Genomic DNA, 25890 nt, shown 5'->3' on the forward strand with positions numbered 1-25890 from the left:
GGCCTTTCGGCCCAGATAGTGAGCGGGTGGCGGTGGTATACTGTTTGTCATGCGAATGTCCTGGCGGCGGCTCATCGCCTTGGCTTGGATATTGACCACGGTCGTGGCCGCGGCCTGGTCCGGAGACTTCGATGCCGAGTCTAGCAACGCTTTGACCATGCCCGACCGCCTGGGCAACGTGGTCTCGGTCTCCAACCGATTCGACGGGACCAATTACTACATCCAGATCAGCTATATCTCTCCCAATCGCGGCGTGATTTGGGACCGCTACCACAACGACGGCTACCAGGAGCGCGCCAACGCCATGATGCTTGACGGGGGCGGCCAAGTTTACGTCGTCGGGACCAGGATCTACCAGGGGCACAAGTACCTCTGGCTCATGAAGCTCGCCTCCACCGGGAACCTTCTCTGGGAAAAGGCCGATGTCGAATATGACTGCTCTGGCCTGGGGATTTTTCCAAACGATTCAGGCGATGTCTGGGTTGCCGGCTCCTGTTCCAGCGGACGCAGCTTCCCGGCGCGGATACTGCGCTATAATACCTGGGGAGCCCAGCTTTGGTCGCAGAATTTCGACGAGGGCGGCCGAAATTACGTTCGCGGCGTCAATTTGGATTTCGGTGACCGCCTGGCCGTGACCTTGGAGGTCCTCGCCGGCTCGTACCGCGGCAAGGTGCGCACCGTGGTTTACGATCGCAACGGCTGGAGGCTCGCGATTTATTGATATGAGAACGATTCTCTTGAGCCTGGTCCTGTCTATCGGGGCTCCCCTGACGGCGCAGGAGGCCGGGCCCGCCCGTGCCGACGCCTTCGTGCACCTGACCTCGCGCTACTGGCATAGCCTGGACCCGGCCAACGCCTATGACGGGGTGAGCTTCATCCTCACGGGCAACATCTACGAGCCCCTGGTGACCTTCAAGAGCCTGGGCGAACTCGACTCCTTCGCCCCATTCCTGGCCTCGGTGGTGCCGAGCCGCGAGAACGGCCTTCTTTCCGAGGATCTCAAAACCTACTCCTTTCCTATCCGTGAGGGCGTGCGCTTCCACGACGGCTCGGCCATGTCTCCGGAGGACGTGCGCTACTCCCTCCTCCGCTTCATGCTCATGGATATGGAGGGGGGAGCCGCGGCTCTTCTATTGCGGCCCATGCTGGGCCTCTACGGCGTTCGCGACGCCAAGGGTCTGGTCCCGCCGGAGCTTGCGCGTCGCGCGTTTCAAGCCGTGGAAATCCAAGAAGGCCGTGTTGTGATCCATTTAAACGAGCCCGACAGCACCTTCCTCAAGGTCCTGGCGTCGATGCCCTTGGTCGTCTCCAAGAAATGGGCCGTGGAGCGCGGGGACTGGGACGGGACCGTCGAGGGTTTGAAAAATTGGCCGGCAGGCCGGAAGTCCTTCCTTGAGGAAAACGCCAACGGCACCGGTCCCTTCAAGGTGGACAAATTCGAGCGCGACATCCACGCCTTGGTCCTGGCCCGGCACGACGGCTATTGGCGGGCCCCGGCGGCCTTGAAGACCGTGATCTTCAAGGTCGTCCCTAATGGAGGACTTCGCCTCTTCATGTTGGAGAGCGGCGACGCCGACGGCGGCTACCTCGAGAATACCTACCGCGGCTACGCCAAGTCCATCAAGGGACTCAAGCTCTACGAGACCTGGCCGTACTACCACACGGGCGACATCTTCTTCTTCAATTTCAAGGCCGAGCCCAAGGACAACGAGTTTCTGGGAAGCGGCGCCTTGGACGGCAAGGGCCTTCCTCCCGATTTCTTCGGCAGCCGCGAGGTTCGTCAGGGACTGGCCTACGCCTTCGACTACGAGAAGTACCTGAAATACGGTCTCGGCCTGCAGGGGCGGCGCATGGCCGGGCCCTTCCCGCCCGACATGCTCGCAGGAGTACCCGAGTCCTCGTACCGTTACGATCCCGAGAAGGCCAAGGCCTTGCTGGAAAAAGCCTGCGGCGGAGAGGTGTGGAGGAACGGCTTCGTGCTTCCCGTGGGCTACTCCGCCGACAACGCGCCGCGCCAAGCCGCGGCGGAGGCCTTGAAGGCGGGCCTCGAGAAGCTCAATCCCAAGTTCAAGGTGCATCTCCATCCCATGCGCAACAAGGAGTTCTACCAGGGAGTGGAGAATCGCAAGCTGCCCCTCTACATCGCAAGCTTCTATCCCGACTATCCCGATCCCCAATCTTTGGCCTTCGGCCTCCTGCACAGCCGTGGCTATTTCCCGAAGTACCAAGGTTGGGCGAGTGCGGAGGCGGACGCCTTGGTGGAGAAGGCCAGCCGCCTTTCCGATCCGATCGGAAGGATGGCGATTTACCGCAAGCTCTCCGAGCTGGCGGCGGAAAGTGCCGCTCAAATCTACACGTTCTCGCCGCCTCTTTTCAGGGTCTGCCGCGAGGACGTGGCGGGCTGCGACGGCAAGGACAACGTCAACAATTTGAACTTCAACAGCTTTCCGTACTTCTACTCCTACTCCAGAACTACTTCTCGATAGGTGCGTTTGCGCGCCTGACCACTACTTTGGCAGCTTGAGCTTGGCCGAGCAGGAGAGCTTGCGGCGATTGGCTATGTTGTTGATGTTGATCCGCACGTCCATCAAACCCTCCACGATGGCGAGGGTCCCGTCCACGGCGATCGGCGAGTCCATTTCCGTGCCGCCGAAAAGCGAGATCTTGTCGGCCTGGAACCGGACGGAGTTCTGCCCCGTGACCGTGAGCGTGCCCCGCACCTCTCCGATATAGGTTGTTGGAATCACTATCTGGAAACGGGTCTTGTCGTCGGTGGGCTTGAAAATGGCCTTCTTATCCTCCACGGTGATGCCCTCTCCCTTCACGGGCTTTCCGGAGATAAATCCCACCGCCCATTCCCGCTCTCCGACCGTGGTTCCCGGGCCCAGTATCGCCTTGGCCTGGTATTTGACGTCGGCCCCCTTGGGGTCCACCCGCTGGCAGACGGGCTCGCCGGCCCACTCTCCGAAGAGGAAATGTATCGGGCCTAAATCGGCGAAGGCGGGCCCGGCTCCGAGGAGCATGATCGCGGCGAAAGTCAGAGTCAGGTCTTTCATAATGGCTCCTTATGGCTATCGTATGGCGCGCATTTTAGCGGTGATTAAGTTGGCGTAATCCGCTCTGCCGCTCTGTCTGGTGATCTCGGCCAGCAGCATAGTCTTGGCGAAGGCTTTCACTTCCGGCGAGCGCGAGCCGAAGGCCAGGCGTTGGAGCGCGTCCAGGCACAGCGTCGCCCGAGGGCTTCCCGGGGAGTCCGAGGCGCGCCGCATCAATTCACGGATCAATTCCATCAGATTTTTAGGGGACATTTTCGCTCCCAACTGGAGCACGGCCTTGAGAGTGGCTTTGCGGTCCTCGTCACTAAGCTTTTCCGCGGAATCCACCCAAACGCCCTCCGGCTTCGGGCGCTCGGAGAGGTCGTAGAAGACATTGAAAGGCCAGAGCTCTTTGGAGGCGTCATCCGCCGACCGGGCCAGCTCATGGAGCCGCACCCGGGCTATGGCGCGCACCAGGGCCGAGGACTTTTCTTGAGCCGCGAACAGCGCATTTAGCAGGGAGGCTCTTTGGATGGGATTGCCGGAGCGCAGGGCCATCGCTGCGCTCGAGTCAAAGTCGGGCGGCAGCTCGATGGCCTTGAGCGCCGCTTCGTGCAGCGGTATTGCCGAATCCATATGCAGGAAGAAATAGAGAGGCAGAGCCTTGGTCATCGGGGTCTCGCCCGGCATCGTTCGCACCAGGCCTTGGATATGCGCGAGCCTTTTCGCTGGCTCGACTTCGACCTCGCGGGCAGCCGCCAAGGACATGCTTAGCGCCAAGGCCAGCATCAGGGTCTGCGCTCGGACCGCTCGACCTTGCCCTGCACGCCGCCTTTGTCCGAGAACTTCTTCTTCGGCCCTAAGGAAAAGTCTATGCGCTTGACGAAGGCCGCGTAATCCGCGATTTTATGCCCCTCCTTGTCGCGCTGCGCTAGAAGGCAGAGAAGAGTCTGCTTGTTCGAGGAATCGCCCTCGAGGTCCTTGGCCTCGCGGCATTGCGCGACGCGGCCGAAGAAATCATCGGGCTTCCTGTGAAAGGACGGATCGAAGGGCTCCGGGCCGAACACGGCGCCCTTGTCGCTGAAGGTGATGGGCAGCAAGGGCATGCCGTAGCGGACCAGGAAGTTTCCGGCAGCCTGGTAATCCCTCTGCTCCAGGGGAAGGCTTGGGTTGGTCCGAATGTGCAGGTAGCGCCTTGCGCCGTCGGGCCAGGGAAGGCCTTCCCGCCTGTAAAGGCTGCCCGGATTCGCTTCTCCGGGCGCGCTGGGATGCTCGATCCAAAGAACAAGCTCGTATATGCCCGCCAGATCGTCCCGGCGGGGCTCGAAGGTCTGGGCCATGAATATGCCGGCGATTTGCGGGTAGGTGTACACCGCGCGCCCGCGCACCTGGGCGCGGACCTGCCCTGCCAAGAGCGCTGCGATAAGCCAGAGCTTCATTGGGCCGGCTCCTTGATGTAGATGGTGTAGCCCAGAATTTGTTTTTCCCATTTATCGGGGTCTCTGTCGTATTCCTTGCGATTGACCATTGCGCTTGTTTCACAGGCGAGGGTGTCGGATTGGACCAGGCCGCAGGCGGAGTTGATCCCTTCTCGGGAAAAACGGACCAGCTTGGGATCCACGGAGCAAACCAGGTCCTTGTTATAGCCATCCAGATTGGGCAGGCTTGCCAGGAGAGTCGGTACGCCGACTGAGGTCGGCTCCTCGGTGAAAACAAGGTGAATGACGTCGCCGAGGTCGTCTTGAAGCCCCTCGAACCGGTCTCTCCCGTCGGGATTTTTCACGCTCGTCTCGGAGACCATCCTCCAGCTTCCGACCAGCTTCAAGTTCGTCGGGCGCACGGTCTTGCCGGCCTTGTAGTTGAAAGTCTCGGCTCCGGTGGTCATGGGGAAATGATTCGTCTTTCCCCAATGGATTCCCTCGCGGTATTTTCTGCGGAAGTCCCGGGATCCGGTGAGCTTCGCGAGCTCTGCCGCGCTGCTGCGCGAGAATCCATGATAGGTGAGCTCGTGCCATTCTTCTTTATAGTCATCGCACTTGTATTTGTAATAGAGATGCTGGAGGCAGATCAACGAGTCCGGCCCGTCCAAGCGGCAGGAGTAATCTCCCTTGTAGAAGCCGCTGGGGTATCCACTCGACTCGCCCTCGTGAACGATCGCAGAGCTGGCGTTAAATTTGACCGTTAAATCTATGCTCTTTGGCGTATTGGACCACAGATTCAACCCTCGGGCCAGGAGATTGGATCTCACTCCGGTAAAATCAAGGAAGGCTTTCTGGGAGGGAAAGGTTGCTCTCGAGCGGCGCGTGAGGCCTTGCGGTTCGAACTGGCCATGGATTTTGTCCGGCTCGGACTTTCCAGCCTGGTATTTCGTCCATTGTCCGTTAGGATCTAGGTAAGAGTAACTATCTTCAATCATCCTGCCTGAGGCGACTTCCGCGACCAGTACCCACGGCCCCTTGAGGTTCTCCGCCGTTGGGACGATAGGCGAGGGCGCTTCGAAGCGGCGCTTGGCCTCCCCCAAAGTCCAAATTCCAGGGCGCTCGTAGTCAACGGCCCGGGCTTGGGCCGCGAGCAATACGGGCAAGATCCATGTCATCATCGCGCAATCCTCCCAATAAAAGATCGACTTCACTTCAGGTTAAGCCGGAAGGGGGCGGACGTCAGGGGCCTTTTGGGGAAGAGGCGCTACGGCAAAGGGCCTAGTTTAAATCGGGAGAAAAGGCCTAACCGCGGCGATGCAAACGGTTATCCACAAAAACTTCCAGAGAAGTTTTGTGGATAAGTTCGACGGGCTAGCGGCTGCGAAGGCTCTCCAGGATGAGTGCGGCGAGAGCCGAGACCGTTTTCTCCCAATCGAGGTCGGCCATGCCGCCCTGGGCAAAGTCCGCCCGGCCTCCGGCCGAGCCCCCGCGCGCGGCGGCGAAGGCCTTGGCGATTTTCGCGGCATCGTAGCCCTTGGGGGGGAGATCCGCGGTGGCGGCGAGAACGAAGGAGAGCTTGCCGTTGCCGGGCGCTGCGATGAACACGAGTCCAGAGCCGATCTCTCCCTTGAGTTTGTCGGAAAGCGAGCGCAAAGACTTGGGGTCCGCCCCGTCGAAGCGCTGGGAGAGAAGCCTCGTGTCCTTGACTTGCGTGATTTGATGCCCGGAAAGGGCCGCGGCCGAGAGCTTCTTGGCCTTGAGCCGCGCGACGAGCTCCTTGAGCTCTTTCTCGCGGCTGCGCAGGGCGGGTTCCGCGCGCTCGTCGGGGGCAAGTTCGTCGGCCTTGCCGCCGAGCGCCGATATCTCCTCCAAAAGCTCGCGCTCGCGCTTGAGAAGTTGGGACACGCTCTCTTCTTCCTCGCGGGCCTTGGCTCGCTCATAATCTTCCACGGCTATCCCGGCCAGGGCCTCGATGCGCCGCACGCCCGCCGCGGCCGAGGACTCGCGCACGATCTTGAAGGCCCCGATCTCCGCGGTGTTGCCAACATGGGTGCCGCCGCAAAGCTCGAGGCTGAAGCGTTCCTTGGGGGTTTCCCAGCCCTTGGACCCGATGAGGACAAAGCGCGGTCGCTCACCGTAATCTTCTCCAAGGAGGGTCACCGCCCCGTACTCATGGACCTTGTCCACGGACTCCATCTTGGTCGCGACGATCTCGCCCTTGCGGATCTCCTCTACGACCATGGACTCGAGGCGTTGCAGGGTCTCGGGGTCCAGGGCCTTGGGGAAAGTGAAATCGAATCGGAGCTTGTCGGGGCCTACGTAGGAGCCGGCCTGCCTCACGTGGGAGCCCAGGACGCGGCGCAGGGCCTCGTTCAAGAGATGCGTGGCCGTGTGGTGGGGCCGGACCCGCGAACGCCTCGCGGCGTCCACTGTGGCCAGGACCTTCTCTCCGGCCGCGGGAGGCTTGGCGCCGGCCGGGCGAATGATGTGAAGGATGCCCGAGCCCTGCTTTTTCGTATCCAGGACCTCGGCCAGGAGTTGGCCCCCATCAGGGCTGAAAATGCCCCCCTCGTCGCCGACCTGTCCGCCGCCCTCCGGGTAGAAGGGAGTCTTGTCCAAGACCAGGACATGGCAGCCCGAGGGTTGGCAGGGGGCGCAGCCGACGACTTGGGCGATTTCCTGCAAGGACTCGTAGCCCGTGAATTCAGTTTGAAGAGGGGCGGAGAATAAGTTCTCAACAATAAAATTTTCAAAGACAACGCCAACTTCTCCAGAGCCCTTCCAGGAGGCTCGCGCCACCGCGACGGCTTTTTCTTGGGCGCGCTTGAAGCCGTCCTCATCTACCGAGATGCCGCGTTTGGAGGAGATCTCCCGGGTGAGCTCCAGGGGGAAGCCGAAAGTGTCGTAGAGCTTGAAGGCCTCCTCGCCGGACAGGAGCTTTCCGGCCCTTTCAAGCAGGCCCTCAAGCTCCTCCTCGCCGCTCCTCAAGGTCTCGAGGAATTTCTCCTCCTCGCTCTTGAGCGTCTCCTCCACCTGGGCAGCCGCGGCCGGCAGCTCGGAATACACGCCCTCGAATATCTCGAGGGCCGCGGGAACCAGGCGGTGGAGGAAGGCCTGGCCGTGGCCCAGGAGCTGGCCGTAGCGCAGCGCCCGGCGGATGAGGCGCCGGAGCACGTAGCCGCGCTCCACGTTGGAGGGGATCACGCCCTCGGCAAGGAGCATTATGGCGGCGCGGGAGTGGTCGGCGATCACCCGGTAGGCGAGCTCGTTCTCGGGGGACTTGTGGCGCTCGGCTCCGAGGATGCGGCCGGCCACCTGCACGATGGGGGCGAAAAGGTCGGTGTCGAAAGGGGACGGCCGGCCCTGCGCCACGAAGGCCAGGCGCTCCAGGCCCATCCCGGTGTCTATGTTCCTGCGGGGCAGGGCCTTGAGCGCGCCGTCTTCCTGGCGGTCGAACTGCGTGAACACCAGGTTCCATATCTCGAGATAGCGGTCGCAGTCGCAGCCCGCAGCGCAGGAGGTTTTGCCGCAGGAGTACTGCGGGCCGCGGTCGAAATATATCTCCGAGCAGGGGCCGCAGGGGCCGGTGGGGCCCATGTTCCAGAAATTGCTGTCCTCCCCGAGCCGGACCGGGGCGTTGGGGACCCCCAGCTTCTTCCAGAGCTTGACCGCTTCCTCGTCATCCTTGAAAACCGATGGATGGAGGCGCTTGGGGTCGAGGGCCATCTTGTCCGTGAGGAATTCCCAGGCCCATGCGATGGACTCTTCCTTGAAATAGTCGCCGAAAGAGAAATTGCCGAGCATCTCGAAGAAGGTGAGGTGGCGCAAAGTGGTTCCCACCCTGTCTATGTCCGTGGTCCGGAAGCATTTCTGGCAGCTGGCCGCGCGGGAGAGGTCCTTTTTGACCCCGAGGAAATAGGGCTTGAAGGGCACCATGCCCGCGGAATTGAACATCAAGGTCGGGTCGCCCAGGGGCACCAGGGGGGCCGATGGGCGCACCGCATGCTGTCGCGCCGCGAAAAAATCGAGGTAGGCCCTGCGGATCTCGGAGCTTTGCATATATTTAAGAAAAAATTATACCAAAATTGAGCGGGGCGCGGGTTCGTGAGCAATTTTCCGTTGACATAACCGCCGGGTCTGTTATAATATCCTAGCCCGAAAGCGGTATGGATCGCCTCAAAAAGCTCTCCGAAGTCTTTAGCCGCAACGTCACCATCCTGATAGTCCCTCAATCCGAATGGAAGTCCCTGCGTTGGCAGGGGAGTTTGGGTTTTCTTCTTTTCTTCGCCTCGATCTGGTCGGCTTTCACCCTTTGGGCGGGCTTTGTCTCGGGGCGCCACGTGGACTATTGGATCACCAAGGCCGACAACCTGGTGATGAAGACCAAGCTGTCCCAACTGGCCCAGGAGATGGAGCGCTCGCGCGAGGTCCTCGAGGCCGCCAGGACCACCGACGACCAGCTGCGCATGCTCTTGAGCCTGTCGCGCCGGCGCAGCATCGTCGAGCCGGAAGCCGAGGCCGTGGGCGGCCCGACCGCGGCCGACAGGATGGGCCTGCGGCGAATGCTCGAGGGTCCCTCGGCTCGCCTCGACCAGCCGGCCTGGCGCCGCCGGATCGCGGTTTTGCGCGAGGAGTCCTACAAGCGCCTGGCCAGCTTCCAAGAGATATCCTGGTACATCAGCAACCAAAGGAGCTTGTTCCAGGCCACCCCCAGCTTGTGGCCGACCGAGGGTCATGTCACCTCCCTATTCGGGTACCGCTTCGATCCCATGAAAAGCTACGGCGATGGGGAAAGCGGGGAGTACCACCAAGGCATAGACATCGCCAATAGTTCCGACACCTTGATTTATGCCACGGCCGATGGCACCGTGCGCTTTTCCGGCTGGTCGCACGGCTACGGCCAGATGATCGTTCTCGACCACGGCTACGGCCTCTCCACTTTGTACGGGCACACCTCCAAGTCTCTCGTTAAGATGGGCCAAAGAATTTCGAGGGGCCAGGTGATCGCCTACATGGGCATGACGGGCCGCTCCACCGGCGCGCATCTGCACTATGAGGTCTGGCGCCAGGGCAAGCCCGTCAATCCCATGCTCTATCTCAAGGTGAGGGAAGGTCCATGACCATGCCATTCTTTGATAAAAAGGCTGAAAAATCCGACGGCCGCGAGGGAATCACCTTGATAGGCGAGGAGGCCACCTTCCACGGCGTGCTCTCGGCCAAGGGGTCGCTGCGCGTGGACGGCTACGTGGAGGGGGATATCTCGGACGCCGTATCCGTCGAGGTCGGTAAAAAGGGCCGGATCAAGGGAAACATCGCGACCGAGGTCCTTTCCATTTCTGGTCAAGTGGAGGGCGACGTCGCGGCCAGCCGATCCGTCGAGCTCCTGGCCGCCGGGCGCCTGACCGGCAACGTCAAGACGGCCCGCCTGCGCATCGAGGAGGGGGCTTTCTTCAACGGCTCCTGCAAGATGGCTCCTCACGAGGAACGCCGCGGCCGCCACGGCGCGGATGCGGAGAAGCTGGCTCCCGTCGAAGCTTCATCGAGGTAAAATTCATGGTATTCGATCTAATATCTCAACCATTCCCTTGCCTCCTAATGCGGAGGCCGCGGGCATGATTTCCATCCTGCGCCGCTATCAGAAGCCTTTATTTCTCGCCGTCATCGCCATTTTCCTCATCGGGACCTTCGTGGGCTTGGGGGGGTATTTCTTCACGAGCAGGGATATGAGCGGGACCGTGGCCACCGTGGGCTCCACCAAGATCCCCTATTCCCTCTTCGCGGCCAAGGTGAACCAATACTTGGACGCGATCCGCGGCCAAGGGGCCGAGCTCAAGGAGGACCAGATCAAGGAGATCAAGCAGCTCATCCTTCGCGACATGATTGTGGACGAGATACTGCTCTCCAAGGCCGAGGAGATGGGCCTTCAGGCGACCGATGAGGAGGTCTCCTACGAGATCCAGCACACCAAGGCTTTCCAGCACGAGGGGACCTTCAACCAGGACCTTTATTTCCAAGCCCTGCGCCGTGTTCTTCATGAGACGCCTCGGGCCTACGAGGACTCCCGCAGGAAAGCCATCAAGGTGGCCAAGCTTAAGCAGATTCTTTATCTCACGGCGAAGCTTCCTCCCGAGGAGCTGCGCGGGGCTTACGCCCAGGCCAATAAGGGCTCCCTCAAGGATTTCGAGAAGGAAAAGGAGTCCTTCGCCGCCAAGCTCCAGCAGCAAAGGGCTTTGGAGCTGATCAATTATTATCTGCGCCAAATCAGCGCCCAGGTCGAGATCCGCAGCTATCTCGAGCAGCGCGACAGCGGGGTTTAATATGTCCATTTTGGTGGTGGGATCGGTCGCGCTCGACTCGGTGAAAACCTTGGCGGGGGAAAGCCGGGAGGCCCTGGGCGGCTCCGCCGTCTATTTTTCCCTTTCCGCCCGGCAATTCGCCCCGGTCTCGGTCGTGGGCGTGGTGGGTCGCGATTTCCCCGTGGAGCACCGCCAGCTCCTATCCCGGCGAGGTATCGACCTCGAGGGCTTGAAGGAGATGCCTGGGGAGACTTTCCGCTGGGTGGGAAGGTTCGGCAAGGACCTCTCCAAGGCCAAGACTTTGGAAACCCATCTCAACGTCTTCAAGGATTTCCGGCCGGCTTTGAGCCCCTCCCAGAAGCGCTCGCGCGTGGTGTTCCTGGCCAACATCGACCCCGAGCTCCAGACGGAGGTCCTGGCCCAGATGGAGTCCCCGGCCATCACGGCCTGCGACACCATGGACTACTGGATCGCCTCCAAGCCCGCGGCGTTAAAGGAGCTCTTGAGCCGCGTGAACATCTTCTTCGCCAACGAGGGCGAGGCCAAGAAACTCACCCGCCAGAGCAACATCCTGCGTGCGGCCAACGTTATTTCAGAGTGGGGCCCGTCCGTGGTCGTGATCAAGAAGGGCGAGCACGGGGCGCTTCTGAAATTCGGGTCGGAGTTCTTCGTTTTCCCGGCCTATCCTCTCGACACCGTCAAGGACCCGACCGGAGCCGGAGACACCTTCGCCGGAGGCTTCATGGGGTATCTCGCGGCCACCGGCGAGTTCGACGACGTCGAGCACTTGAAGCGCGCCATGATTTACGGCACGGTGCTCGCCTCCTTCACGGTCCAGGACTTCAGCACCGCGGCCCTCGAGTCCCTCCAAAAGGGAGCTCTCGAATCCCGCTTCAACGAGTTCCTGGATCGCCTGAGCGTGTCCCGCAACGGGGCTGTCCTGGCTTGATCGAGATCTCGGGCCTGGTCAAGCGCTTCGAGACTCTCGCCGCCGTCAAGGGGCTCTCCCTCAAAGTCGAGCCGGGTGAAATCTTCGGCTTCCTCGGGCCCAATGGCGCCGGAAAGACCACCACCGTCAAGCTCATCACCGGGCTCTTGAAGCCTACCGAGGGCAGGATTCTCGTTGGGGGCTTCGACGTGGCGGCCCAAACCCTCGAGGCCAAGAAAATCATGGGGCTGGTCCCAGACGAGCCTTTCGTCTACCCCAAGCTCACGGGGGCGGAGTACCTGCGCTTCATAGGAGAACTCTACGGAGTGGGTCTAGAGACGCAGAGAAAACGCGTTCCGGAGCTCTTGGAGATGTTCGAGCTCTCTGGCTGGGGCGGGGAGCTCGTGGAGTCCTACTCCCATGGGATGCGCCAGAAGTTGGTCCTGGCCGGAATCCTCCTCCACGAACCCAAGGTCCTGGTCCTCGACGAGCCCTTGGTGGGGCTCGACCCCAAGAGCGCTCGCATGGCCAAGGAGATCTTCCAAACCTTGGCGCGGCGGGGAACCGCCATATTCATGTGCACCCATATCCTGGAGATCGCCGAGAAGCTGTGCAGCCGGATCGGCATCATGATCGCCGGGGAGTTGATCGCCTTGGGCACCTTGGATGAGCTCAAGGCCCGCGCCAGGAGTCCGGGCTCGGGCCTGGAGGACCTATTCCTGAGCCTCACGGGCGGCCACGAGTACGCGACGCTGCTCAAGAATTTGTAAATGCTTCTCGTCCTTTTAAAACGTAAACTCCTATCGGCGAGGAACAGAATCCTTTTCCTGACGTCCTACGAACGGATCAGGAACATGGCATTCTCCCTCGCGGCGTTCGGACTGGTCTACGGCCTCTACCGCGGCTTTTTGCGCCTTTTGGCCTACTTGAGCGCGGTGCCGCTCATCGGCCCCCTCATCATTTGGAAGCTCACGGCCATGGCTCTTCTCATGACCTTCGCCATGGTCGCGATCTCGAGCCTTCTCACGTCGCTCACGACTCTCTACTATTCCCGCGACCTCAACTTCCTGATGAACGCGCCAGTTCCCCTGCGCGCGGTGTTTTTGGACAAGTCCCTGGAGAGCATATTCTTCTCCTCCTGGATGATAGGAGTGGTCTTGATTCCCTACGTCCTGGCCTTGGCCAAGGTAAGCGGCTATGGGGCGGGTTTCTTCGCGGGCTTTCTCGTTCTTTGCGCGCCTTTCCTGATGCTGGCCGCCTCCTTGGGGCTCGCGTTCACCCTCTTCCTTCTTTACTGCTTTCCGTCCTCGCGCACGCGAGACGTCGTTTGGGTCCTCTCGAGCCTGTCTCTTACCGTGGTCTACGGCTTGGTGCGCTTTTCCGAGCCAGAGAAGCTGGTCCGGCCGGACGCACTTCATAGAGTGGCCGAATACCTTAATTACCTGCAGGCTCCCACGGCCCCGCTTCTTCCCTCCTGGTGGATGACCCAGGGGCTTTTGGCCGCCGCCAATGGGAAGTCCGAGGCTTTCGCGCTGGAAGCCACTTTCCTCATGGCCGCTGCCGCGACCATTTACCTGGGCCTTGTCTATTTGGCCGGCCGGATTTATTTCATCGGCTACAGCGGGGCCCAGGAAAGCGCGCGCCGGGCCATACCCTGGCCTTTCGAGGTCCTGGCCGAATCCAAGTGCTTCAGGTTCCTGGGCTTGGACGAGAGCCTGGTCCCGCTCTTCTGGCGGGAGCGCAAGGTGTTCTTTAGGGACGTCAAGCACTGGTCCCAGCTTCTCCTCATCCTGGGCCTGGTTTTCGTGTATCTCTTCAGCATCGCGCGCCTGCCCTTGGACAGCCCGGACCTGAGAAGCCTCGTGTCCTTCTTGAACGTCGGCACCGCGGGCTTCGTGATCGCGGCCTTGGGCCTGCGCTTCACATTCCCGTCGATCAGCCTCGAGGGCCGCTCCTGGTGGGTGGTAAGGTCCGCTCCCGTGGGCCTAGACGCCCTCATGCGCCAGAAGTTCCTGTTCTCCGCCGTTCCCATGACGGCCGTGGCCTTGGTCTTGGGCCTGGCCACGAACCGGCTCCTTTCGGCCGACGCCTTCACGGCCTGGCTGTCCTTGGCGAGCCTCATCGTCATCACCTGGGGGGTTTGCCTCATGGGAATTGGCTTTGGCGCGTTGTTTCCCATGTTTCATGTCGAGAATATCCACCAGGTCGAGTCCTCCCTCGGGGGCTTTCTCTACATGGCGGCGTCCCTTTTCTACATCGGGGCCATGATCCTCATCCTCTCCTGGCCCATGCAGATGCACTTCCACGCCCGCTTCGGCCGCCCCGAGGCCTGGGATTGGAATGTCGCCTTCCTGTCCGCCGCCGCGGCGGCGCTTCTGAACCTCATCGTCTTCATCGTGCCCTGGAAGCTGGGGCTTAAGTCTCTCGAAAACCACGAGTAAGCCCTTGCTGTAGGTCTTTTGGCCTACAAAAGTTTGGGCCTAAGGGCCCTTGAGACACTATTCCAATGGCATTATCCTGAAGTTGTGCTACAAGTAGGGAGGAAGAATGAACATTAAAGCTTTTGGGATTGCCTTGGTATTGGCTCAGTCAGCCGCAGCTCAAGGCGGTGGATTTATGCAGGTGTATCCTGGCTGGCGCTCGACGCAGGAGGCGCTCAAGGATTTTGAGGGCATTAGAGAATCCCTAAGTTCTACTTTGGAAAGATACCGGAATTTCAGGGATAAATATGGACTTTCTTTTACCGATGCAAAGTTCCGGGTGTATTCGGCCGGAGACGGGGTAGAAGTGCCATCTGACATACCGCAGTATGGCGCATTGTTCGAGGATCGTTGTTCCAAGCCCGAATACGGTGGTCGGCAGACTAAATACTGGGTTTCCAGCTACGGGGAAGTCGGGCTTTACGAGCTGGATGGATCTTGTATTATTGCCGAGATGAATAGAAATTTGGTTGAGGTCGAGTCTGATCTTAATTCAGGCCGAATAGAGAGCCTGAGTTTAGCCTGGAACTCTTACCGGTATCTTATCCAACGGCACGTTATTTTGACGAAGGGGTTGGATCGATTTGAGTCCATTGGAGATGCTCCCGCTTCGACTCCCAAATTGAGGATTATTCCGCCGGCAACTCGGCGCATGAGGCGGGTGCAATAGTCCTCGTCAAAGTTTTCGCACGCATAGGTCATTTTTGATTGAATAGTTCCGTGGTTGGCCTATTGCTGAGCGTCCTCTTCGCGCTTCCCTTATCGGCGCAGACGGCCAAGCCGCGGCTGGCCATAGTCATAGACGACTTCGGCTTGACCTACAAGAAGAACGTGCCGGACGAGGATTGGATGAGGATTTCCTGGCCGGTCACCTTCGCGGTGATGCCCGAGTCTCCCCGGACCAAGGAGGCGGCCCGGCAGGCCAAGGGAGCGGGCCATGAGCTCGTCATTCATTTTCCCTTCGACCCGTTCCTGAGCCTGGAACTTCCCAAGGATAAGGTGTCAGCCGAGGACGTGGAGAAGGTCCGCAAGCTCTTGGACAAGGCCTACAAGCAGATCCCGAGCCCCGCCGGCCTCAACAACCATAGATCCTACAAAGCCACCAAGAACCGCCCGCTCATGGCGGAATTCATGCGCCTGTTGAAGCCGCGCGGGGGTTATTTCTTGGACAGCAAGGTCTCGGAGAAATCCGCGGCTTTCGCGGAGGCGCAAGCCGCGGGCATCCCGGCCGTTCTCAATTGGATCTTCCTAGACACCGCCCAGGTCCACACCAAGGAGTTCTGCGTCAAAAATCTGCGCCAGGCCGCCGCCCGCGCGCGCAAGCGGGGAGAGGCCGTCGCCATCGGCCATCATTATTTCCACGGCACCTACGAATGCCTGACCGAAGAAGTGCCTAAGCTCCAGAAGGAAGGCTTCGAGTTCGTTTTCGCCTCGGCCTTGGCCCGCTAAGCCCTCAGCGCTGGGAGCGGGAGAGCTCTCCCATAGCCCCGGCCGGGCCGCGCGCCGGATGCAGGAAAGTGTAGGCGTAGCGGATCTTGTCCTTGCCCTCCAGCGCGAACTTGATGCGATGGATTCCAGGGCGGTCCCGGTAAACGATGGAGAACTCCCGGTCGTAGCCCGGCTCCGAGAGGGCGGAGACCCAAGCCTTGCCGTCGAGGCGCGCGCCCGGCAGGCTGTCGAGCTCCACGCTTGCGCCGTAGCGGCCCGGGTCGCTCCAGAAGGAGCCCGTCAATTTCCCATGCAGGACGTTCTTGGCGTGGGTATGGTAATCCATGCTGGAGAGCGTCACACGGTAGGAGCCGCCGCTCCTTTTTATCTCGAGCAGTATCTCATAACGCCCGCCCCCGTAGTAGCTCAGGCCTTCCCAGCGCCCGGCCACGTCCTTCAAAGAGGCCTTATTCTTCCCGTCGCCCGGCGGTTCGGCGTCGGGGAGGGGGGATTCGGCTGAAGGCTCCTGGGCGCAGCTCAAGGGCTGGAAAGGGTGCCCGGTGAGCCGGGGCTTGGAGCCGTCGGAGCAACGCGGGCCTTCCTGGGCCGACAGGGCCCAAGGCGAGGCGAGAAGTCCCATCAGCAGCCATTTCATGGAAATTGCCGAGGGCGGGACTCGAACCCGCACGGCCCAGAGGACCGCAGCATTTTGAGTGCTGTGCGTCTGCCAGTTCCGCCACCTCGGCGCCGAAAAATTTTAGCATTTTGGGCGAATGTCCGACACGTGACAGCAACACTACACTGGGTCCCGCGATTTTGGTATCTTGAAGGCTCCGATGGACGAAACCGACGAACAGCTGGCGCTGGCGGCCTGCGCCGGGGACCGGGAGGCTTTCAGGCGCCTGGTCCACCGCCACCAGGCTCCGGTGGCCGGCCTCCTGTTGGGCCTGTGCCGGGAGGCCGCCGCGGCGGAAAACGCGGCCAAGGAGGCTTTTTCCAGGGCTTTGCGCGAGCTCTCCTCCTTCGAGCCCCGCTCCAGCTTCCGGACCTGGATAGCCCGCTTGGCGCTCAAGGCCGCGCGGCCCCGGCGCGGCCGGCGGGGCTGGAAGGCCTTGGAGGCGCTCTCCCCCTTTCCCATGCCCGAGGGGCTGCAAAGGAGAATCGCCCTCGAGCGGGACATGGAGGGGCTCTCTTGGAGGCAGAGGCAGATCCTGGGACTCCGGCTGGAGGGCTACGGGCCCGGGGAAATCGCGCAGGTCTTGGTTTCAGGTGAAGCTTTGGCCGTCTCCGAGCTCGGCGCCGCCGTGCGGCGCCTGGGAGGGCTCGAGCGCCGCGGCAATACGGGCCCTGACTGCCGTATCATGGAGAGCCTCTGGGCTTGCTGGCCGGCGCTTGACGCGGCTCCTGCGGAGGCGGGCCTGCACGCGGCGGCCTGCCCTCCGTGCGCCGACGAGCTAGAGAAATTCAGGCATTTGTGCTGCCGGGCCACGGGCGCTGACCGCCGCCCTTTGGCCTTCCATGCCATGGCCGACAAGGTTTGGCTGGCTCGCCTGGCCGAGTCCAACTGCGCCGCGATTTCCGGGAGTAGGCCCCGCGTCCCATCCTGGGTGCCCGCCCTCCTCTGCGCCGCGGCGGCGTTGCTTGTTTTTGGTTTCTGGAAACGGCACGCCAAGCCCGTCCCCGCCTCCGCCAATCCGGCCCCGGTCGCGGACTCCTCCGTTGCGCGCCGCAGAGCCCGGTCCCCGGCGGCGGCGTTCAGGCTGAGGTCCGGTCTTGGACGGACCCGCCCCCGCTGACGGCCATGCCGCGCTGGATCCGCGTCAAGGCTCATCCGGGGTCGCGCGAGGACTCCATCGAGGCGAAAGGCCAGGATTCTTACGAGGTTCGGGTGCGGGCCAAGGCCCAGGCGGGGAAAGCCAACGAGGCGGTCCTAAGCCGTCTCTCCCGGCATTTGGGCCTTGAGCGCAAGCGCCTGCGCCTCGTCAAAGGAGGAAGTTCTCCTAATAAAATCGTCGCCGTTCTGGGGAGTTAGACCCCACCAATCGCGTGACACTTGCGGAGGATTGGGACGCCTCCTCGAAGGGGCCGAGCGCTTTTGGGCTGCGACCGCGTCGCTCGTCGCTCACATACCGCTGCGGGTATGCTCGCTCCTTGCTTCTTGTCTCGCTCCAAAATCGCTCGGCCAAATTGATCATATTATTACTTGACAGGGCCTAACGTACTGCTTACGGATTTTATGCTTCTCAAACTTTATGAAACTTTTTCGAGTTTCGCGTGTTAGAGAGTTGGAGATGGCAAGCCATCAGAGCCGAGCTAGGAAATGACGACCGCCGCCGGCTTTGAGGACTTCATCCGGGAGCATCAAGACATGGTTTATACGACGGCGTTGAGGCTTTTGGGGCGCCGACAGGAAGCCGAGGATATGGCGCAGGAGGCGTTCCTAAAGGCCTACCATAGCTACGAAGATCTCAAACAGAGCCCGAATGTGGGCGGTTGGCTTCGCCTAGTCACGAGGAATCTTTGCCTCAACCATCTCGAGCGCCATCGAAACCGCTTCCGGCTGTTCAGTGAGATGGAGTCTGAAGATGGGGCTGTTTTCGAGGAGTCTATCGCAGAACCTGGGGGGAGCTCCATCGCCCAGGGGCTCAATGCCAAACTTGAGGAGGCCTTGATTAAGCTGCCGCAGTCCCAACGCCTGCCTTTAGTCCTTTTTCATTATGAGGGAATGAGCTATGAAGAGATTGCCCGGAAGATGGGTGTCTCGCTTGGGAAGATCAAGAGCGACATTTTCCGCGGGCGCGCGGCTTTGCGCCGGATATTGGGGGAGGAGTTGGCATGAGCGTCGAGGAACGTGATTTAGAGTTAGAGAGAAGAATCAGGGCTATCCCGATGAGCCGGGCGCCAAGGACTCTCTTGCCTCGAGTGATGGCGGCCATTGGCGTGGAGGCGGCAAGGCCTTGGTGGCGGCGAATCTGGTGGGCTTGGCCAGTTCCGGCGCGTGCGGCACTGGTGCTTGCGCTGGTGGTTCTGGCAGGCCTCTCGCTTCGGATTGAGCTTAGTCTTGTCGTGGCGGGACTAAAAAGCTTTTTTGTCATGAAAATGTGCGTCGCGTGGATATGGGGGCTGGCTCCCATTTTTTGGCATGCCGCAGGCCAGCCGCTCCACGGGCTTGTCGTTGTCATGTTCCTATTCTTTGCGGCATTCGGGGTTGGATTTGCGCGCTTGGCGGCAGGAGGTCCGGGAGCCAGGCATTTATAGAGTCGTGGAGGAGGAAGCTCAATGAAACGCGTTATAATGGGATTTTTAGCATGGACGCTCATGGCGCTGGTTGCCGGAGGCGTGGACGCTGGGGTTGCCCATGGGGAGAGGGGCTCGCGGCTTGTCATGATCGGGCATGACGCCTTGGTCGAGGAAGGCCAGACCGTTTCTGAGGTGGTCGTAATCGGCGGCTCGGCCAAGATTCGCGGGAAGGTTGCTGGGCGGGTTGTCGTCATTGGCGGAATGGCCGATATCGACGGTGCGGTCGGCGATGAGGTGGTGGTTCTTGGCTCTGCCAAGATTGGGCCCAAGGCGGTCCTGGCATCGCGACTGGTTGTTATCGGCAGCGCCTTCGAAGCCGATCCGCTCTCGAGTATAAGGGGAGAGAAAACCATCATTTCCCTGCAGCGCATGAAGTCCCCTTTGGGTCGTTTTGGGGAGTGGGTCATGTCGGGACCTTTTAAAGGCCGACCCGTTGCCCCTGGGGTCTTATGGAGTTGGCTCTTGGTATTGTCGTTTGGGCTTCTTTACGTGCTGACTGCGGCTGGCGCGCCTGCGGCCGTTGAGGCATGCGCCAAGGCCATCCAAGAACGACCGATGAGCGTTCTGTTGGCGGGAATCCTGGGGTTTTCAGGTTTGGCTCCCTTTGCGTTTTTCCTAGTCGCGACAGTTGCCGGCATCGCGGTGATTCCCTTCCTCGCGGTGGCGGTCTTTGCGGCGGCAGTGGTCGGCAAGGCCGGAGTCTGTCGATTTATGGGCAACAAGGCTCAGGTGCAGAATCCGATCCTCGCGACAACTGCGGGCGCAGCGGCGTTGGCCGCGCTCTACGCAGTTCCTTTGATAGGTCTGGCGAGCTGGATGCTGAGCACCCTGTTTGGTTTTGGAGCAGCGCTTCTTGCTGGGGTTGAAGCCTTGAAGGGAGAGACCGCTTCCGCCGAGGAGTCTGTCGCCGCGCCTGCGCTCGCCGAGGTGGCTCCGGCGCTTGAAGCCGCGGCTTTGCCTTACGCGGGTTTTTGGCTGCGAATGGCCGCCATCGTCATCGACGCCTTCGCCTGGCTTGTGATTGGAGGGATGACGAACTTGATAGCCCTTGGCCTCGGGGGTTGGGCTCTTTATCAGATTGGGATGTGGACCTGGAAGGGAACGACCCTGGGCGGGATGATCGTGGGGATCAAGGGAGTGCGGCTCGATGGCCGTTCCATGGACTTCACAGTGGCGTTGGTGCGCCATTTGGCGAGCTATCTCTCCATCCTGCCGATGTTCTTGGGATTTTTCTGGGCGGGGTGGGATCCCGAAAAGCAGGCTTGGCACGACAAAATCGCGGGCACGATCGTCGTGCGACTGCCCAGTCAGGGCGGAGCGCCTCCCGCGAGGTCCTAATATAGCAGGATGCGGCGGCCCAAGTCGGTTAGGGGTTGCGGAGAGTCTCGCAAAACTCTGAGGAAGTGGCAATGAACGACAGCTCGCCCACCATGGGTTTTGTGGCGACGACCTTGGACGCCATGAGTCCGCTTTTGTCCTTCACGAAGTCGGGTAGGATGGGCTTGCCGGCGAGCACTCCCTGTATTTGGCCCGTGCTTAAGTCAAAAACAGGGCTTCCAGAACTTGCGGCATAGGCATCGGCGTCGGCGAAAATGAAGGGCAGGTTGGGGCTCGGCCTGTCGATAATAACCTTGAAGCCGTCCACGAATTTGACCGTCAGGCCCATAGGATAGCCGATATAAAACATTTCCCGTCCCGTGAGATTCTCTCCCGAGTTGTCATGCACAGCAATAGGGGGGTGGGCTTTTGCGTTCGCCGACCTATCGAGCCTAACCAGAGCTGTCGCCGCATAGCCTTTCTTGCGAACGCGGATGACCTTCTCACAGCTGAATACTTCACCCCGCGCAACGAATGAGGGGAAGGCGCCGTCTAGCGAGGTCCTGTATCCGAAGACGAGCTTGATTGCTCCGCAGGGGAAGTCGTCCAGGCAGTGCTTGGCGGTGAGAACGAGGTCCGGCGCCACCAGTGCCCCCGAGCAGAAAGGACCCATGGGCTGACCGTAGAAGCGCTCTTTGGGACTGTATCCATTCGTGTCGTCAAAGGGGCGAGTCGCAAGCCGCGCCCAGCCCAGGCTGTCAAGGGAAACGGCGCCAGCCGCGAACAGGGCCACGGAGCTGTCCATGAGGCGCCGATGTTTCTCATTTTTCACCTCCGGGTAGTCTACGCGGTTGTCCTGATCGAAAATCACCGCGGCCGCGGGCAGTCCGTACAATCCAATAAAGACCAAGGCAGCCGCGGCCTTAAAGGCGGCGCCTTTCATCATGCCAGAAGTGTAGGGTATTTTCGAGTCTTTGCCCAGGGTTCCGGCGGCAAAAAGCTATAATCAAAACATGGCGACCGTCGCCGTGGTGGGGGCGTCGAAGGATCGGGGCAAGTACGGCTGCAAGGCCGTGCGCGCCTATCTTCAAAAGGGCTACGAGGTGTTCCCCGTCAACCCGCGCGAGACCGACATCGAGGGGCTCAAGGTCTACCGTTCCGTCCTTGATATCCCAACGGAGTTGGATCGTGTGACAGTGTACCTTCCCCCGGTCGCGGGGCTCAAGGTAATCGAGGAAATCGCCCGAAAGGGGACCAAGGAGCTCTATCTCAACCCCGGCTCGGAAAGCCAGGAACTCATCGATAAGGCGCGCTCTTTGGGGCTCAACCCCATCCTGGCCTGCAGCATCGTGGAGATCGGCGTCAGCCCCCAGAGCGTTTGAAACGGAGAAATCATGTCCGAACCTAAAGCGACCCAGAAATTCCCCTACGTGATCGAGGAGCCCGCGGGCAAGAAGGCCTGGTGCGCCTGCGGGGAATCCCAAAAGCAGCCCTATTGCGACGGCTCGCATGCCCGCCTTAATACCGGGATCTCACCCATCCGCGTGGAGTTGTCGGAAGGGAAAAAAGTGGCATGGTGCGGCTGCCGGCGGTCCAAGAACAAGCCTTACTGCGACGGCTCCCACCGGTCCCTGCCGTAGCGGGGTCGCCAAGCACGTGCTCCTGTTCATCCTAGGGGTGCTAGCCGGAGCCCTGCTGGCGGGGTTGTGGTTTTGTCTTCTGGCCAGCCTCTGGCACTTTCGCTGGCGCCGCCGGCCCGCGGCAGAGCCGCGCGCCGGTATGACCTTGATCCGGCCGGTGCGCGGCCTCGACGAGGCGTTGGAGGATGGCTTCGAGTCCATCGTGGCCTCCGACCCGGAAGGGCGCCTGCAGTTCATTATTGCCATCGAAAGCGAGGATGACCCGGCCTACCCCGTGGCCCTGGCCTTCGCCCGAAGGCATCCGGGTCGGGACATCCTGATCTTGACCACGGGCCCGAGCGGCGAGCGGATGGGCAAGATACACAACATGATCGAGGCCCTGCCCAAGGCCAAGCATCCCTTCGTGATTTTCTCGGATGCCGACTGTCGCGCCACCCCCGGGCTCCTGCGCCAAACCGCGCTGGCTTTCGAGGATGGCTGCGACATGGCTTTCGCGCTTCCCTACCATGTCCCTGCTTCCGGCGTGGGCGGCTTCTGCTTCCAGATCGCCTTCAACCATTTCTTTTGCGTGGGCGCCGTGCTCGGCTTCTACCTCGATCTCATGCCTTTTTGCGCCGGGGCCTGGATGGCGTACCGCAGGGAATGGCTGGAGCGGCTCGGAGGCCTCGAGCCTTTCGCCCATGTCATCGCCGATGACGTGGCCTTGAGTGTTATGAGCACCCGGCTGGGGGCCAAGAGATGCCTGCTTGGGGAGCTGGTTTCTGTCCAGGAAAGCGAAACATCCATTAAGGAGGCTTTCGAGCACTTGGTCAAATGGTCTGCCATCGTGCGCTGGTGCCTGCCCCGTCCCTACCTTCTCTCGCCCTTTATCAACCCTGGCTTGGCCGCGGCCTTGTTTTGGGTCCTCTGCGAACATTCCGGGAAATGGTTTTGGCCGGGGCGGGCCATGCTCTTGTCGATGTTGGCTTCCCGCGCCTTGATCGGCTATGCCCAGGACCGCTGGGTGGCCGGGTTTCGCCAAGGCCCCGGGAAATATTTCTTTCTGGCTTTCGCCGATTTCGGGGCCCTGCTTTTCTGGATCCTGGGCTTTCGCAGGACTATCTCGTGGCGGGGCAAGGCCTATCGTCTTTCCTCGGGAGGGCGGGCAAAAGTCATTGCGCCTATTGCATGATTTTGAAGGCGGGGCTATACTGGACCGAGATTTTCGCGGGGCCGGAGGAATATGAGCGAGGCGAAAAAGCGGAAAATCCTTGTCGTGGATGACAATACCGTGTTCGTGGACATGGTCTCGATGGTTTTTGATGAGGACTACGAGGTTCTTCGGGCCGAGGACGGGGAGAAGGGTCTGACCCTGGCGCGCTCGCGGGCGCCCGACATCATCCTGTTGGACATCATGATGCCCAAGGTGTCGGGAATGGAGATGCTTAGGGCTTTGCAGGCCGACATGGAGACGCGCAGCATCCCTATCGTGGTTTTGAGCGCCAGCTGCATCGAGGATTCCACCACCCAAATGATTAGGCAGGAAGTCAACGTGAAATCTTTCTTGAGGAAGCCCTGCGGCGTCGAGGCATTGCGCAAGGAGATACAGGCCGTTCTGCCCCCATGAAGACAGTCTTGGTCATCGACGACGACCAGACCTTGGTCGCTCTCCTCAAGGAAGGCCTGGAATCGGCCGGCTACGGGGTGGCCGCGGCTTTCGATGGGGTCCAGGGGGTCCTCCAGGCGCATCAGCGCAGGCCGGACATCATCATCCTGGACTTCTACATGCCGGGAGGAGGCGGCCATACGGTTTACGAGCGCCTGCGCGGGGTTCCGGATACGGCCAAGATTCCCATCATTTTCTCGACGGTGTGCGGTTTCGACGAGGTCAAGAAGCGCATTCACCCCAGCGCCCATACCTATTTTCTCAAGAAGCCCCTGGGGCTCAATCAGGTGATTTCTGCCGTCAATAATATATTGGGGGAGAGCAAGGCCTCTCCGCAAACATTGCAGAGGCCTGAAATACCAAAAACGACTGCGAACAAACCTCAGCCTCGCGGCGCCGCGCCAGCGGCGCCGCGATTTCATGAATTCGACGTACGCGTCACCTACGCCGACACCGACAAGCTTGGCATCATCTATTACGCCAACTATTTCAAGTACTTCGAGGAAGGCCGCACCGAGCTCCTGCGCTCTTTGGGGTTGCGCTACCGTGATCTCGAGATACAGCGCAAGCTCTTCATCCCGGCCGTGGAGGCCAACTGCCGGTATTTGGCTCCCAGCCGCTACGACGACCTCCTCGTGGTCCGCACCTGGATTTCCGACCTGGGGGCGGTCAGCATCCGCTTCGAGAACGAGATTTACGACCAGGACCTGGGCGGCAAGAAGGTGGCCAGGGGATTTTCCCGCCACGCCGTGGTCAACGATCTTTGGCGCGCGGCGCGGATTCCCCACGACTTGCGCCAGCTCCTGGAGCCTTACGTGGGCGGCCCGTCTTAAACGTAGGGAACTTCCACGGCGGGGTGGGGTTCTGGCGCGGCAAGGCGCGTCTCCGTGGCGTACCAGGCCCACAAGACTTTCCCCAGTTCCTTGATCACGCATGCGGCCGGAACCGCGAAGACCAGGCCGATGAAACCGAAGAGCTCCCCGCCGGCCATGAGGCTTAGGAGAAAAGCCAGGGGATGGAGCTTCACGGAGCGCTTGGCGATAAAGGGCTCGAGGAGCAGATCGTCGGCCAGGCGAATGCCGGCGAATAGAGCCGCCACCTTGAGGCCCGCCGCGAAGGAGTTGAATTGGAAAATGGCGGCCAAGCCCCCGATCGCGGCACCCATTGCCGGCCCCAGATACGGCACGAAATTGCCCAAGCCCGCCAGGAGCGAGATGGCCAAGGCTTGGCTGAGTCCCATGAGGCTGAGTCCAATGAAGGACGCGATGGCCACGGCCATGGAGGCGATCAGGAGTCCCCGCAGGTAATTGCCCAGGGATGCGTCTATCTCCGAGAGGATGTGCAATATTCTCTCCACGTGCCGGGCCGGGCAGGCCTGGATCATGTGGCGGACGGCCTTGGGGCCGTCGATGAGCATAAAATAGGTGATGAGGGGAATGAGGAAAAGGAAGGATAGGAGGGGGAAAATGCCGAGGAGATAGCCGGGGATATTCTCGGCCTGGCGCATCAAGGGCTCGTAGAGCTGGATGTCCCAGCGCTCGATGATGGACGAGGCGAAGGGCACGTTTTGGGCGATGAACTGCTTGGCGGCGCTCACGATGCCCTTGATGGTCGCCAGATACGCGGGCGACTGCTCCTGCAGGAAGGAAAGCTCGGCCGAGGCCATCTGCAGGAGGTTGTTGGCCGCCACGCTCACGGCCGCTAGGGCGATCAGATAGAATAGGGTCACGCTGAAGGCGCGGCGCAGGCCTTTGACCTCGCAGTAATTGATGAAGGGATGGGTCACGTAGGCCAAGGCGGAGCTCAGGATGAATGGAATCAGGGCATGCCCGAGGCGAGAGAGCAGGTAAAAGGCGAGGCCGGCTCCTAGGATAAAAGGGATGAAAGGGAAGGGCCTTCTCATCAACTGCTGGCGTGGGAAGCCGTGGCTCCGATCGTGGCTCGGCGCAGGCGCGCCGAGAGAAGTTGGGCCAGGTGGGTCATGACCTGGATGCCCAGGCGCGGATGCTCCTGGATCAGGGATTCGAGCTTGGAGAGGTAGAGAAGGTAAAGGCGAGAATCCTCGGCCGCCTGGGCCGTGGCCGCGCGCGGGAGCTGCTCCAAAAGGGCCATCTCTCCGAAGAACTCGCCGGGCTTGAGCTTGTAAAGCGGCTGGCCGGCGCCGTCCGGGCGCCTGCGGGAGAGTTCCACGGACCCGGACTCCAGGATGAAGAGGGCCCGGCCGATATCCCCTTCCTGGAACAGTACCTCTCCCTGCCGGTAAACGCGGCAATGGAGGGCCTGGGCGAGCTCGGCCAATTCCCGGTCCTTCAAGTCCTTGAACAGCTCCAGGCTTCTTAAGAAGTCCTTTTTGGCCTGAAGAGTCGGGTCGTAAAGGAGCTTTCTGAGGTTTTTGAGCAA

Annotated in this window: 28 protein-coding genes and 1 tRNA gene; 19 read left to right on the forward strand and 10 right to left on the reverse strand. The window is 61.0% G+C overall.

Annotated features, from left to right (window positions below; translation table 11 throughout):
• Window positions 1-49: 49 nt before the first annotated feature.
• Together HY921_03670 and HY921_03675 are read left to right on the forward strand one after the other, a co-directional pair.
• A complete protein-coding gene (locus HY921_03670) occupies window positions 50-721 on the forward strand; it encodes a hypothetical protein (GenBank protein MBI5629966.1) in 672 nt (223 codons plus the stop codon).
• A gap of 1 nt (window position 722) precedes the next feature.
• Window positions 723-2486 carry an ABC transporter substrate-binding protein gene (locus HY921_03675; protein ID MBI5629967.1) on the forward strand — a complete coding sequence of 588 codons (1764 nt, stop codon included), beginning with the start codon at window positions 723-725 and terminating at the stop codon, window positions 2484-2486.
• A gap of 21 nt (window positions 2487-2507) precedes the next feature.
• Here the strand turns inward: HY921_03675 and HY921_03680 are convergent, their stop codons facing one another.
• The 5 genes from HY921_03680 to alaS form a co-directional block, all read right to left on the reverse strand.
• Window positions 2508-3056, reverse strand: coding sequence for a hypothetical protein (locus HY921_03680; protein MBI5629968.1), 549 nt, complete (start codon window positions 3054-3056; stop codon window positions 2508-2510).
• Between the two features lie 15 nt (window positions 3057-3071).
• On the reverse strand, window positions 3072-3824 hold the full coding sequence (locus tag HY921_03685; GenBank protein ID MBI5629969.1) for a hypothetical protein: 753 nt from the start codon (window positions 3822-3824) through the stop codon (window positions 3072-3074).
• Window positions 3824-4474 (reverse strand): hypothetical protein, encoded by a 651-nt coding sequence (locus HY921_03690; GenBank protein ID MBI5629970.1) that lies wholly within the window; start codon window positions 4472-4474, stop codon window positions 3824-3826. Before HY921_03690 ends, HY921_03685 begins: the two co-directional genes overlap by 1 nt.
• Window positions 4471-5634, reverse strand: coding sequence for a hypothetical protein (locus HY921_03695; GenBank protein MBI5629971.1), 1164 nt, complete (start codon window positions 5632-5634; stop codon window positions 4471-4473). Before HY921_03695 ends, HY921_03690 begins: the two co-directional genes overlap by 4 nt.
• A gap of 193 nt (window positions 5635-5827) precedes the next feature.
• Window positions 5828-8515, reverse strand: a complete 2688-nt coding sequence (gene alaS, locus HY921_03700; GenBank protein ID MBI5629972.1) for an alanine--tRNA ligase — start codon at window positions 8513-8515, stop codon at window positions 5828-5830.
• A 107-nt stretch (window positions 8516-8622) separates the two neighbouring features.
• Between alaS and HY921_03705 the strand changes: the two genes are divergently transcribed.
• From HY921_03705 to HY921_03740, 8 genes are all read left to right on the forward strand, one after another.
• A complete protein-coding gene (locus HY921_03705; GenBank protein ID MBI5629973.1) occupies window positions 8623-9576 on the forward strand; it encodes a M23 family metallopeptidase in 954 nt (317 codons plus the stop codon).
• A complete protein-coding gene (locus tag HY921_03710) occupies window positions 9573-10004 on the forward strand; it encodes a polymer-forming cytoskeletal protein (protein MBI5629974.1) in 432 nt (143 codons plus the stop codon). Before HY921_03705 ends, HY921_03710 begins: the two co-directional genes overlap by 4 nt.
• Window positions 10005-10068: 64 nt before the next feature.
• Entirely contained in the window at window positions 10069-10773 is a 705-nt protein-coding gene (locus HY921_03715; protein ID MBI5629975.1) for a SurA N-terminal domain-containing protein, read from the forward strand.
• A 1-nt stretch (window position 10774) separates the two neighbouring features.
• Window positions 10775-11701, forward strand: coding sequence for a sugar kinase (locus HY921_03720; GenBank protein MBI5629976.1), 927 nt, complete (start codon window positions 10775-10777; stop codon window positions 11699-11701).
• Complete coding sequence (locus HY921_03725; protein ID MBI5629977.1) at window positions 11698-12450, forward strand: ABC transporter ATP-binding protein; 753 nt, start codon at window positions 11698-11700, stop codon at window positions 12448-12450. The genes HY921_03720 and HY921_03725 overlap by 4 nt, the downstream gene beginning before the upstream one ends.
• 84 nt (window positions 12451-12534) lie before the next feature.
• Window positions 12535-14121 carry a hypothetical protein gene (locus HY921_03730; protein ID MBI5629978.1) on the forward strand — a complete coding sequence of 529 codons (1587 nt, stop codon included), beginning with the start codon at window positions 12535-12537 and terminating at the stop codon, window positions 14119-14121.
• A 106-nt stretch (window positions 14122-14227) separates the two neighbouring features.
• Window positions 14228-14830 carry a hypothetical protein gene (locus HY921_03735; protein MBI5629979.1) on the forward strand — a complete coding sequence of 201 codons (603 nt, stop codon included), beginning with the start codon at window positions 14228-14230 and terminating at the stop codon, window positions 14828-14830.
• 50 nt (window positions 14831-14880) lie between these two features.
• Window positions 14881-15609, forward strand: coding sequence for a divergent polysaccharide deacetylase family protein (locus HY921_03740; GenBank protein ID MBI5629980.1), 729 nt, complete (start codon window positions 14881-14883; stop codon window positions 15607-15609).
• Window positions 15610-15613: 4 nt separating this feature from the next.
• Here the strand turns inward: HY921_03740 and HY921_03745 are convergent, their stop codons facing one another.
• The gene (locus HY921_03745; GenBank protein ID MBI5629981.1) at window positions 15614-16243 is read right to left on the reverse strand and encodes a hypothetical protein; all 630 of its coding nucleotides are present in this window, start codon (window positions 16241-16243) and stop codon (window positions 15614-15616) included.
• Window positions 16244-16249: 6 nt separating this feature from the next.
• Window positions 16250-16334 (reverse strand) — tRNA-Leu (locus HY921_03750).
• Between the two features lie 90 nt (window positions 16335-16424).
• Here HY921_03750 and HY921_03755 point away from each other — a divergent pair.
• The 4 genes from HY921_03755 (at window position 16425) to HY921_03770 (ending at window position 20226) form a co-directional block, all read left to right on the forward strand.
• Window positions 16425-17384 (forward strand): hypothetical protein, encoded by a 960-nt coding sequence (locus tag HY921_03755; GenBank protein ID MBI5629982.1) that lies wholly within the window; start codon window positions 16425-16427, stop codon window positions 17382-17384.
• A 5-nt stretch (window positions 17385-17389) separates the two neighbouring features.
• Window positions 17390-17620, forward strand: coding sequence for a DUF167 domain-containing protein (locus HY921_03760; GenBank protein MBI5629983.1), 231 nt, complete (start codon window positions 17390-17392; stop codon window positions 17618-17620).
• Between the two features lie 288 nt (window positions 17621-17908).
• Window positions 17909-18427: an RNA polymerase sigma factor gene (locus tag HY921_03765; GenBank protein MBI5629984.1), complete on the forward strand. Its 519-nt coding sequence runs from the start codon at window positions 17909-17911 to the stop codon at window positions 18425-18427.
• A gap of 440 nt (window positions 18428-18867) precedes the next feature.
• A complete protein-coding gene (locus HY921_03770; protein MBI5629985.1) occupies window positions 18868-20226 on the forward strand; it encodes an RDD family protein in 1359 nt (452 codons plus the stop codon).
• Window positions 20227-20254: 28 nt separating this feature from the next.
• Here HY921_03770 and HY921_03775 read toward each other — a convergent pair whose 3' ends face one another.
• A complete protein-coding gene (locus HY921_03775; GenBank protein ID MBI5629986.1) occupies window positions 20255-21151 on the reverse strand; it encodes a trypsin-like peptidase domain-containing protein in 897 nt (298 codons plus the stop codon).
• 67 nt (window positions 21152-21218) lie between these two features.
• Here HY921_03775 and HY921_03780 point away from each other — a divergent pair, with 67 nt between their 5' ends.
• From HY921_03780 to HY921_03800, 5 genes are read left to right on the forward strand one after another with little or no spacing between them, the layout of a single operon-like run.
• Window positions 21219-21587 carry a CoA-binding protein gene (locus HY921_03780; GenBank protein MBI5629987.1) on the forward strand — a complete coding sequence of 123 codons (369 nt, stop codon included), beginning with the start codon at window positions 21219-21221 and terminating at the stop codon, window positions 21585-21587.
• A gap of 12 nt (window positions 21588-21599) precedes the next feature.
• Complete coding sequence (locus tag HY921_03785; protein ID MBI5629988.1) at window positions 21600-21845, forward strand: CDGSH iron-sulfur domain-containing protein; 246 nt, start codon at window positions 21600-21602, stop codon at window positions 21843-21845.
• Window positions 21846-21861: 16 nt separating this feature from the next.
• A complete protein-coding gene (locus HY921_03790) occupies window positions 21862-23016 on the forward strand; it encodes a glycosyltransferase (GenBank protein ID MBI5629989.1) in 1155 nt (384 codons plus the stop codon).
• A gap of 51 nt (window positions 23017-23067) precedes the next feature.
• Complete coding sequence (locus HY921_03795; protein ID MBI5629990.1) at window positions 23068-23451, forward strand: response regulator; 384 nt, start codon at window positions 23068-23070, stop codon at window positions 23449-23451.
• Window positions 23448-24323 carry a YbgC/FadM family acyl-CoA thioesterase gene (locus tag HY921_03800; GenBank protein MBI5629991.1) on the forward strand — a complete coding sequence of 292 codons (876 nt, stop codon included), beginning with the start codon at window positions 23448-23450 and terminating at the stop codon, window positions 24321-24323. Before HY921_03795 ends, HY921_03800 begins: the two co-directional genes overlap by 4 nt.
• Here HY921_03800 and HY921_03805 read toward each other — a convergent pair.
• Both HY921_03805 and HY921_03810 read right to left on the reverse strand, forming a co-directional pair.
• Window positions 24320-25393, reverse strand: a complete 1074-nt coding sequence (locus tag HY921_03805) for an AI-2E family transporter (protein ID MBI5629992.1) — start codon at window positions 25391-25393, stop codon at window positions 24320-24322. The genes HY921_03800 and HY921_03805 overlap by 4 nt on opposite strands.
• Complete coding sequence (locus HY921_03810; protein MBI5629993.1) at window positions 25393-25890, reverse strand: cyclic nucleotide-binding domain-containing protein; 498 nt, start codon at window positions 25888-25890, stop codon at window positions 25393-25395. The genes HY921_03805 and HY921_03810 overlap by 1 nt, the downstream gene beginning before the upstream one ends.

Source organism: Elusimicrobiota bacterium, assembly GCA_016218575.1.
Classification (GTDB): domain Bacteria; phylum Elusimicrobiota; class Elusimicrobia; order UBA1565; family UBA9628; genus JACRDN01.

What these genes read in the sequence shown, in the direction of transcription:
- HY921_03670 (MBI5629966.1), top strand. Translation starts at nt 50, where the DNA reads ATGCGAATGTCCTGGCGGCGGCTCATCGCCTTGGCTTGGATATTGACC.
- HY921_03675 (MBI5629967.1), top strand. Translation starts at nt 723, where the DNA reads ATGAGAACGATTCTCTTGAGCCTGGTCCTGTCTATCGGGGCTCCCCTG.
- HY921_03680 (MBI5629968.1), bottom strand. Translation starts at nt 3,056, where the DNA reads ATGAAAGACCTGACTCTGACTTTCGCCGCGATCATGCTCCTCGGAGCC.
- HY921_03685 (MBI5629969.1), bottom strand. Translation starts at nt 3,824, where the DNA reads ATGCTGGCCTTGGCGCTAAGCATGTCCTTGGCGGCTGCCCGCGAGGTC.
- HY921_03690 (MBI5629970.1), bottom strand. Translation starts at nt 4,474, where the DNA reads ATGAAGCTCTGGCTTATCGCAGCGCTCTTGGCAGGGCAGGTCCGCGCC.
- HY921_03695 (MBI5629971.1), bottom strand. Translation starts at nt 5,634, where the DNA reads ATGATGACATGGATCTTGCCCGTATTGCTCGCGGCCCAAGCCCGGGCC.
- alaS (MBI5629972.1), bottom strand. Translation starts at nt 8,515, where the DNA reads ATGCAAAGCTCCGAGATCCGCAGGGCCTACCTCGATTTTTTCGCGGCG.
- HY921_03705 (MBI5629973.1), top strand. Translation starts at nt 8,623, where the DNA reads ATGGATCGCCTCAAAAAGCTCTCCGAAGTCTTTAGCCGCAACGTCACC.
- HY921_03710 (MBI5629974.1), top strand. Translation starts at nt 9,573, where the DNA reads ATGACCATGCCATTCTTTGATAAAAAGGCTGAAAAATCCGACGGCCGC.
- HY921_03715 (MBI5629975.1), top strand. Translation starts at nt 10,069, where the DNA reads ATGATTTCCATCCTGCGCCGCTATCAGAAGCCTTTATTTCTCGCCGTC.
- HY921_03720 (MBI5629976.1), top strand. Translation starts at nt 10,775, where the DNA reads ATGTCCATTTTGGTGGTGGGATCGGTCGCGCTCGACTCGGTGAAAACC.
- HY921_03730 (MBI5629978.1), top strand. Translation starts at nt 12,535, where the DNA reads ATGGCATTCTCCCTCGCGGCGTTCGGACTGGTCTACGGCCTCTACCGC.
- HY921_03735 (MBI5629979.1), top strand. Translation starts at nt 14,228, where the DNA reads ATGAACATTAAAGCTTTTGGGATTGCCTTGGTATTGGCTCAGTCAGCC.
- HY921_03745 (MBI5629981.1), bottom strand. Translation starts at nt 16,243, where the DNA reads ATGAAATGGCTGCTGATGGGACTTCTCGCCTCGCCTTGGGCCCTGTCG.
- HY921_03755 (MBI5629982.1), top strand. Translation starts at nt 16,425, where the DNA reads ATGGACGAAACCGACGAACAGCTGGCGCTGGCGGCCTGCGCCGGGGAC.
- HY921_03760 (MBI5629983.1), top strand. Translation starts at nt 17,390, where the DNA reads ATGCCGCGCTGGATCCGCGTCAAGGCTCATCCGGGGTCGCGCGAGGAC.
- HY921_03765 (MBI5629984.1), top strand. Translation starts at nt 17,909, where the DNA reads ATGACGACCGCCGCCGGCTTTGAGGACTTCATCCGGGAGCATCAAGAC.
- HY921_03770 (MBI5629985.1), top strand. Translation starts at nt 18,868, where the DNA reads ATGAAACGCGTTATAATGGGATTTTTAGCATGGACGCTCATGGCGCTG.
- HY921_03775 (MBI5629986.1), bottom strand. Translation starts at nt 21,151, where the DNA reads ATGATGAAAGGCGCCGCCTTTAAGGCCGCGGCTGCCTTGGTCTTTATT.
- HY921_03780 (MBI5629987.1), top strand. Translation starts at nt 21,219, where the DNA reads ATGGCGACCGTCGCCGTGGTGGGGGCGTCGAAGGATCGGGGCAAGTAC.
- HY921_03785 (MBI5629988.1), top strand. Translation starts at nt 21,600, where the DNA reads ATGTCCGAACCTAAAGCGACCCAGAAATTCCCCTACGTGATCGAGGAG.
- HY921_03795 (MBI5629990.1), top strand. Translation starts at nt 23,068, where the DNA reads ATGAGCGAGGCGAAAAAGCGGAAAATCCTTGTCGTGGATGACAATACC.
- HY921_03800 (MBI5629991.1), top strand. Translation starts at nt 23,448, where the DNA reads ATGAAGACAGTCTTGGTCATCGACGACGACCAGACCTTGGTCGCTCTC.
- HY921_03805 (MBI5629992.1), bottom strand. Translation starts at nt 25,393, where the DNA reads ATGAGAAGGCCCTTCCCTTTCATCCCTTTTATCCTAGGAGCCGGCCTC.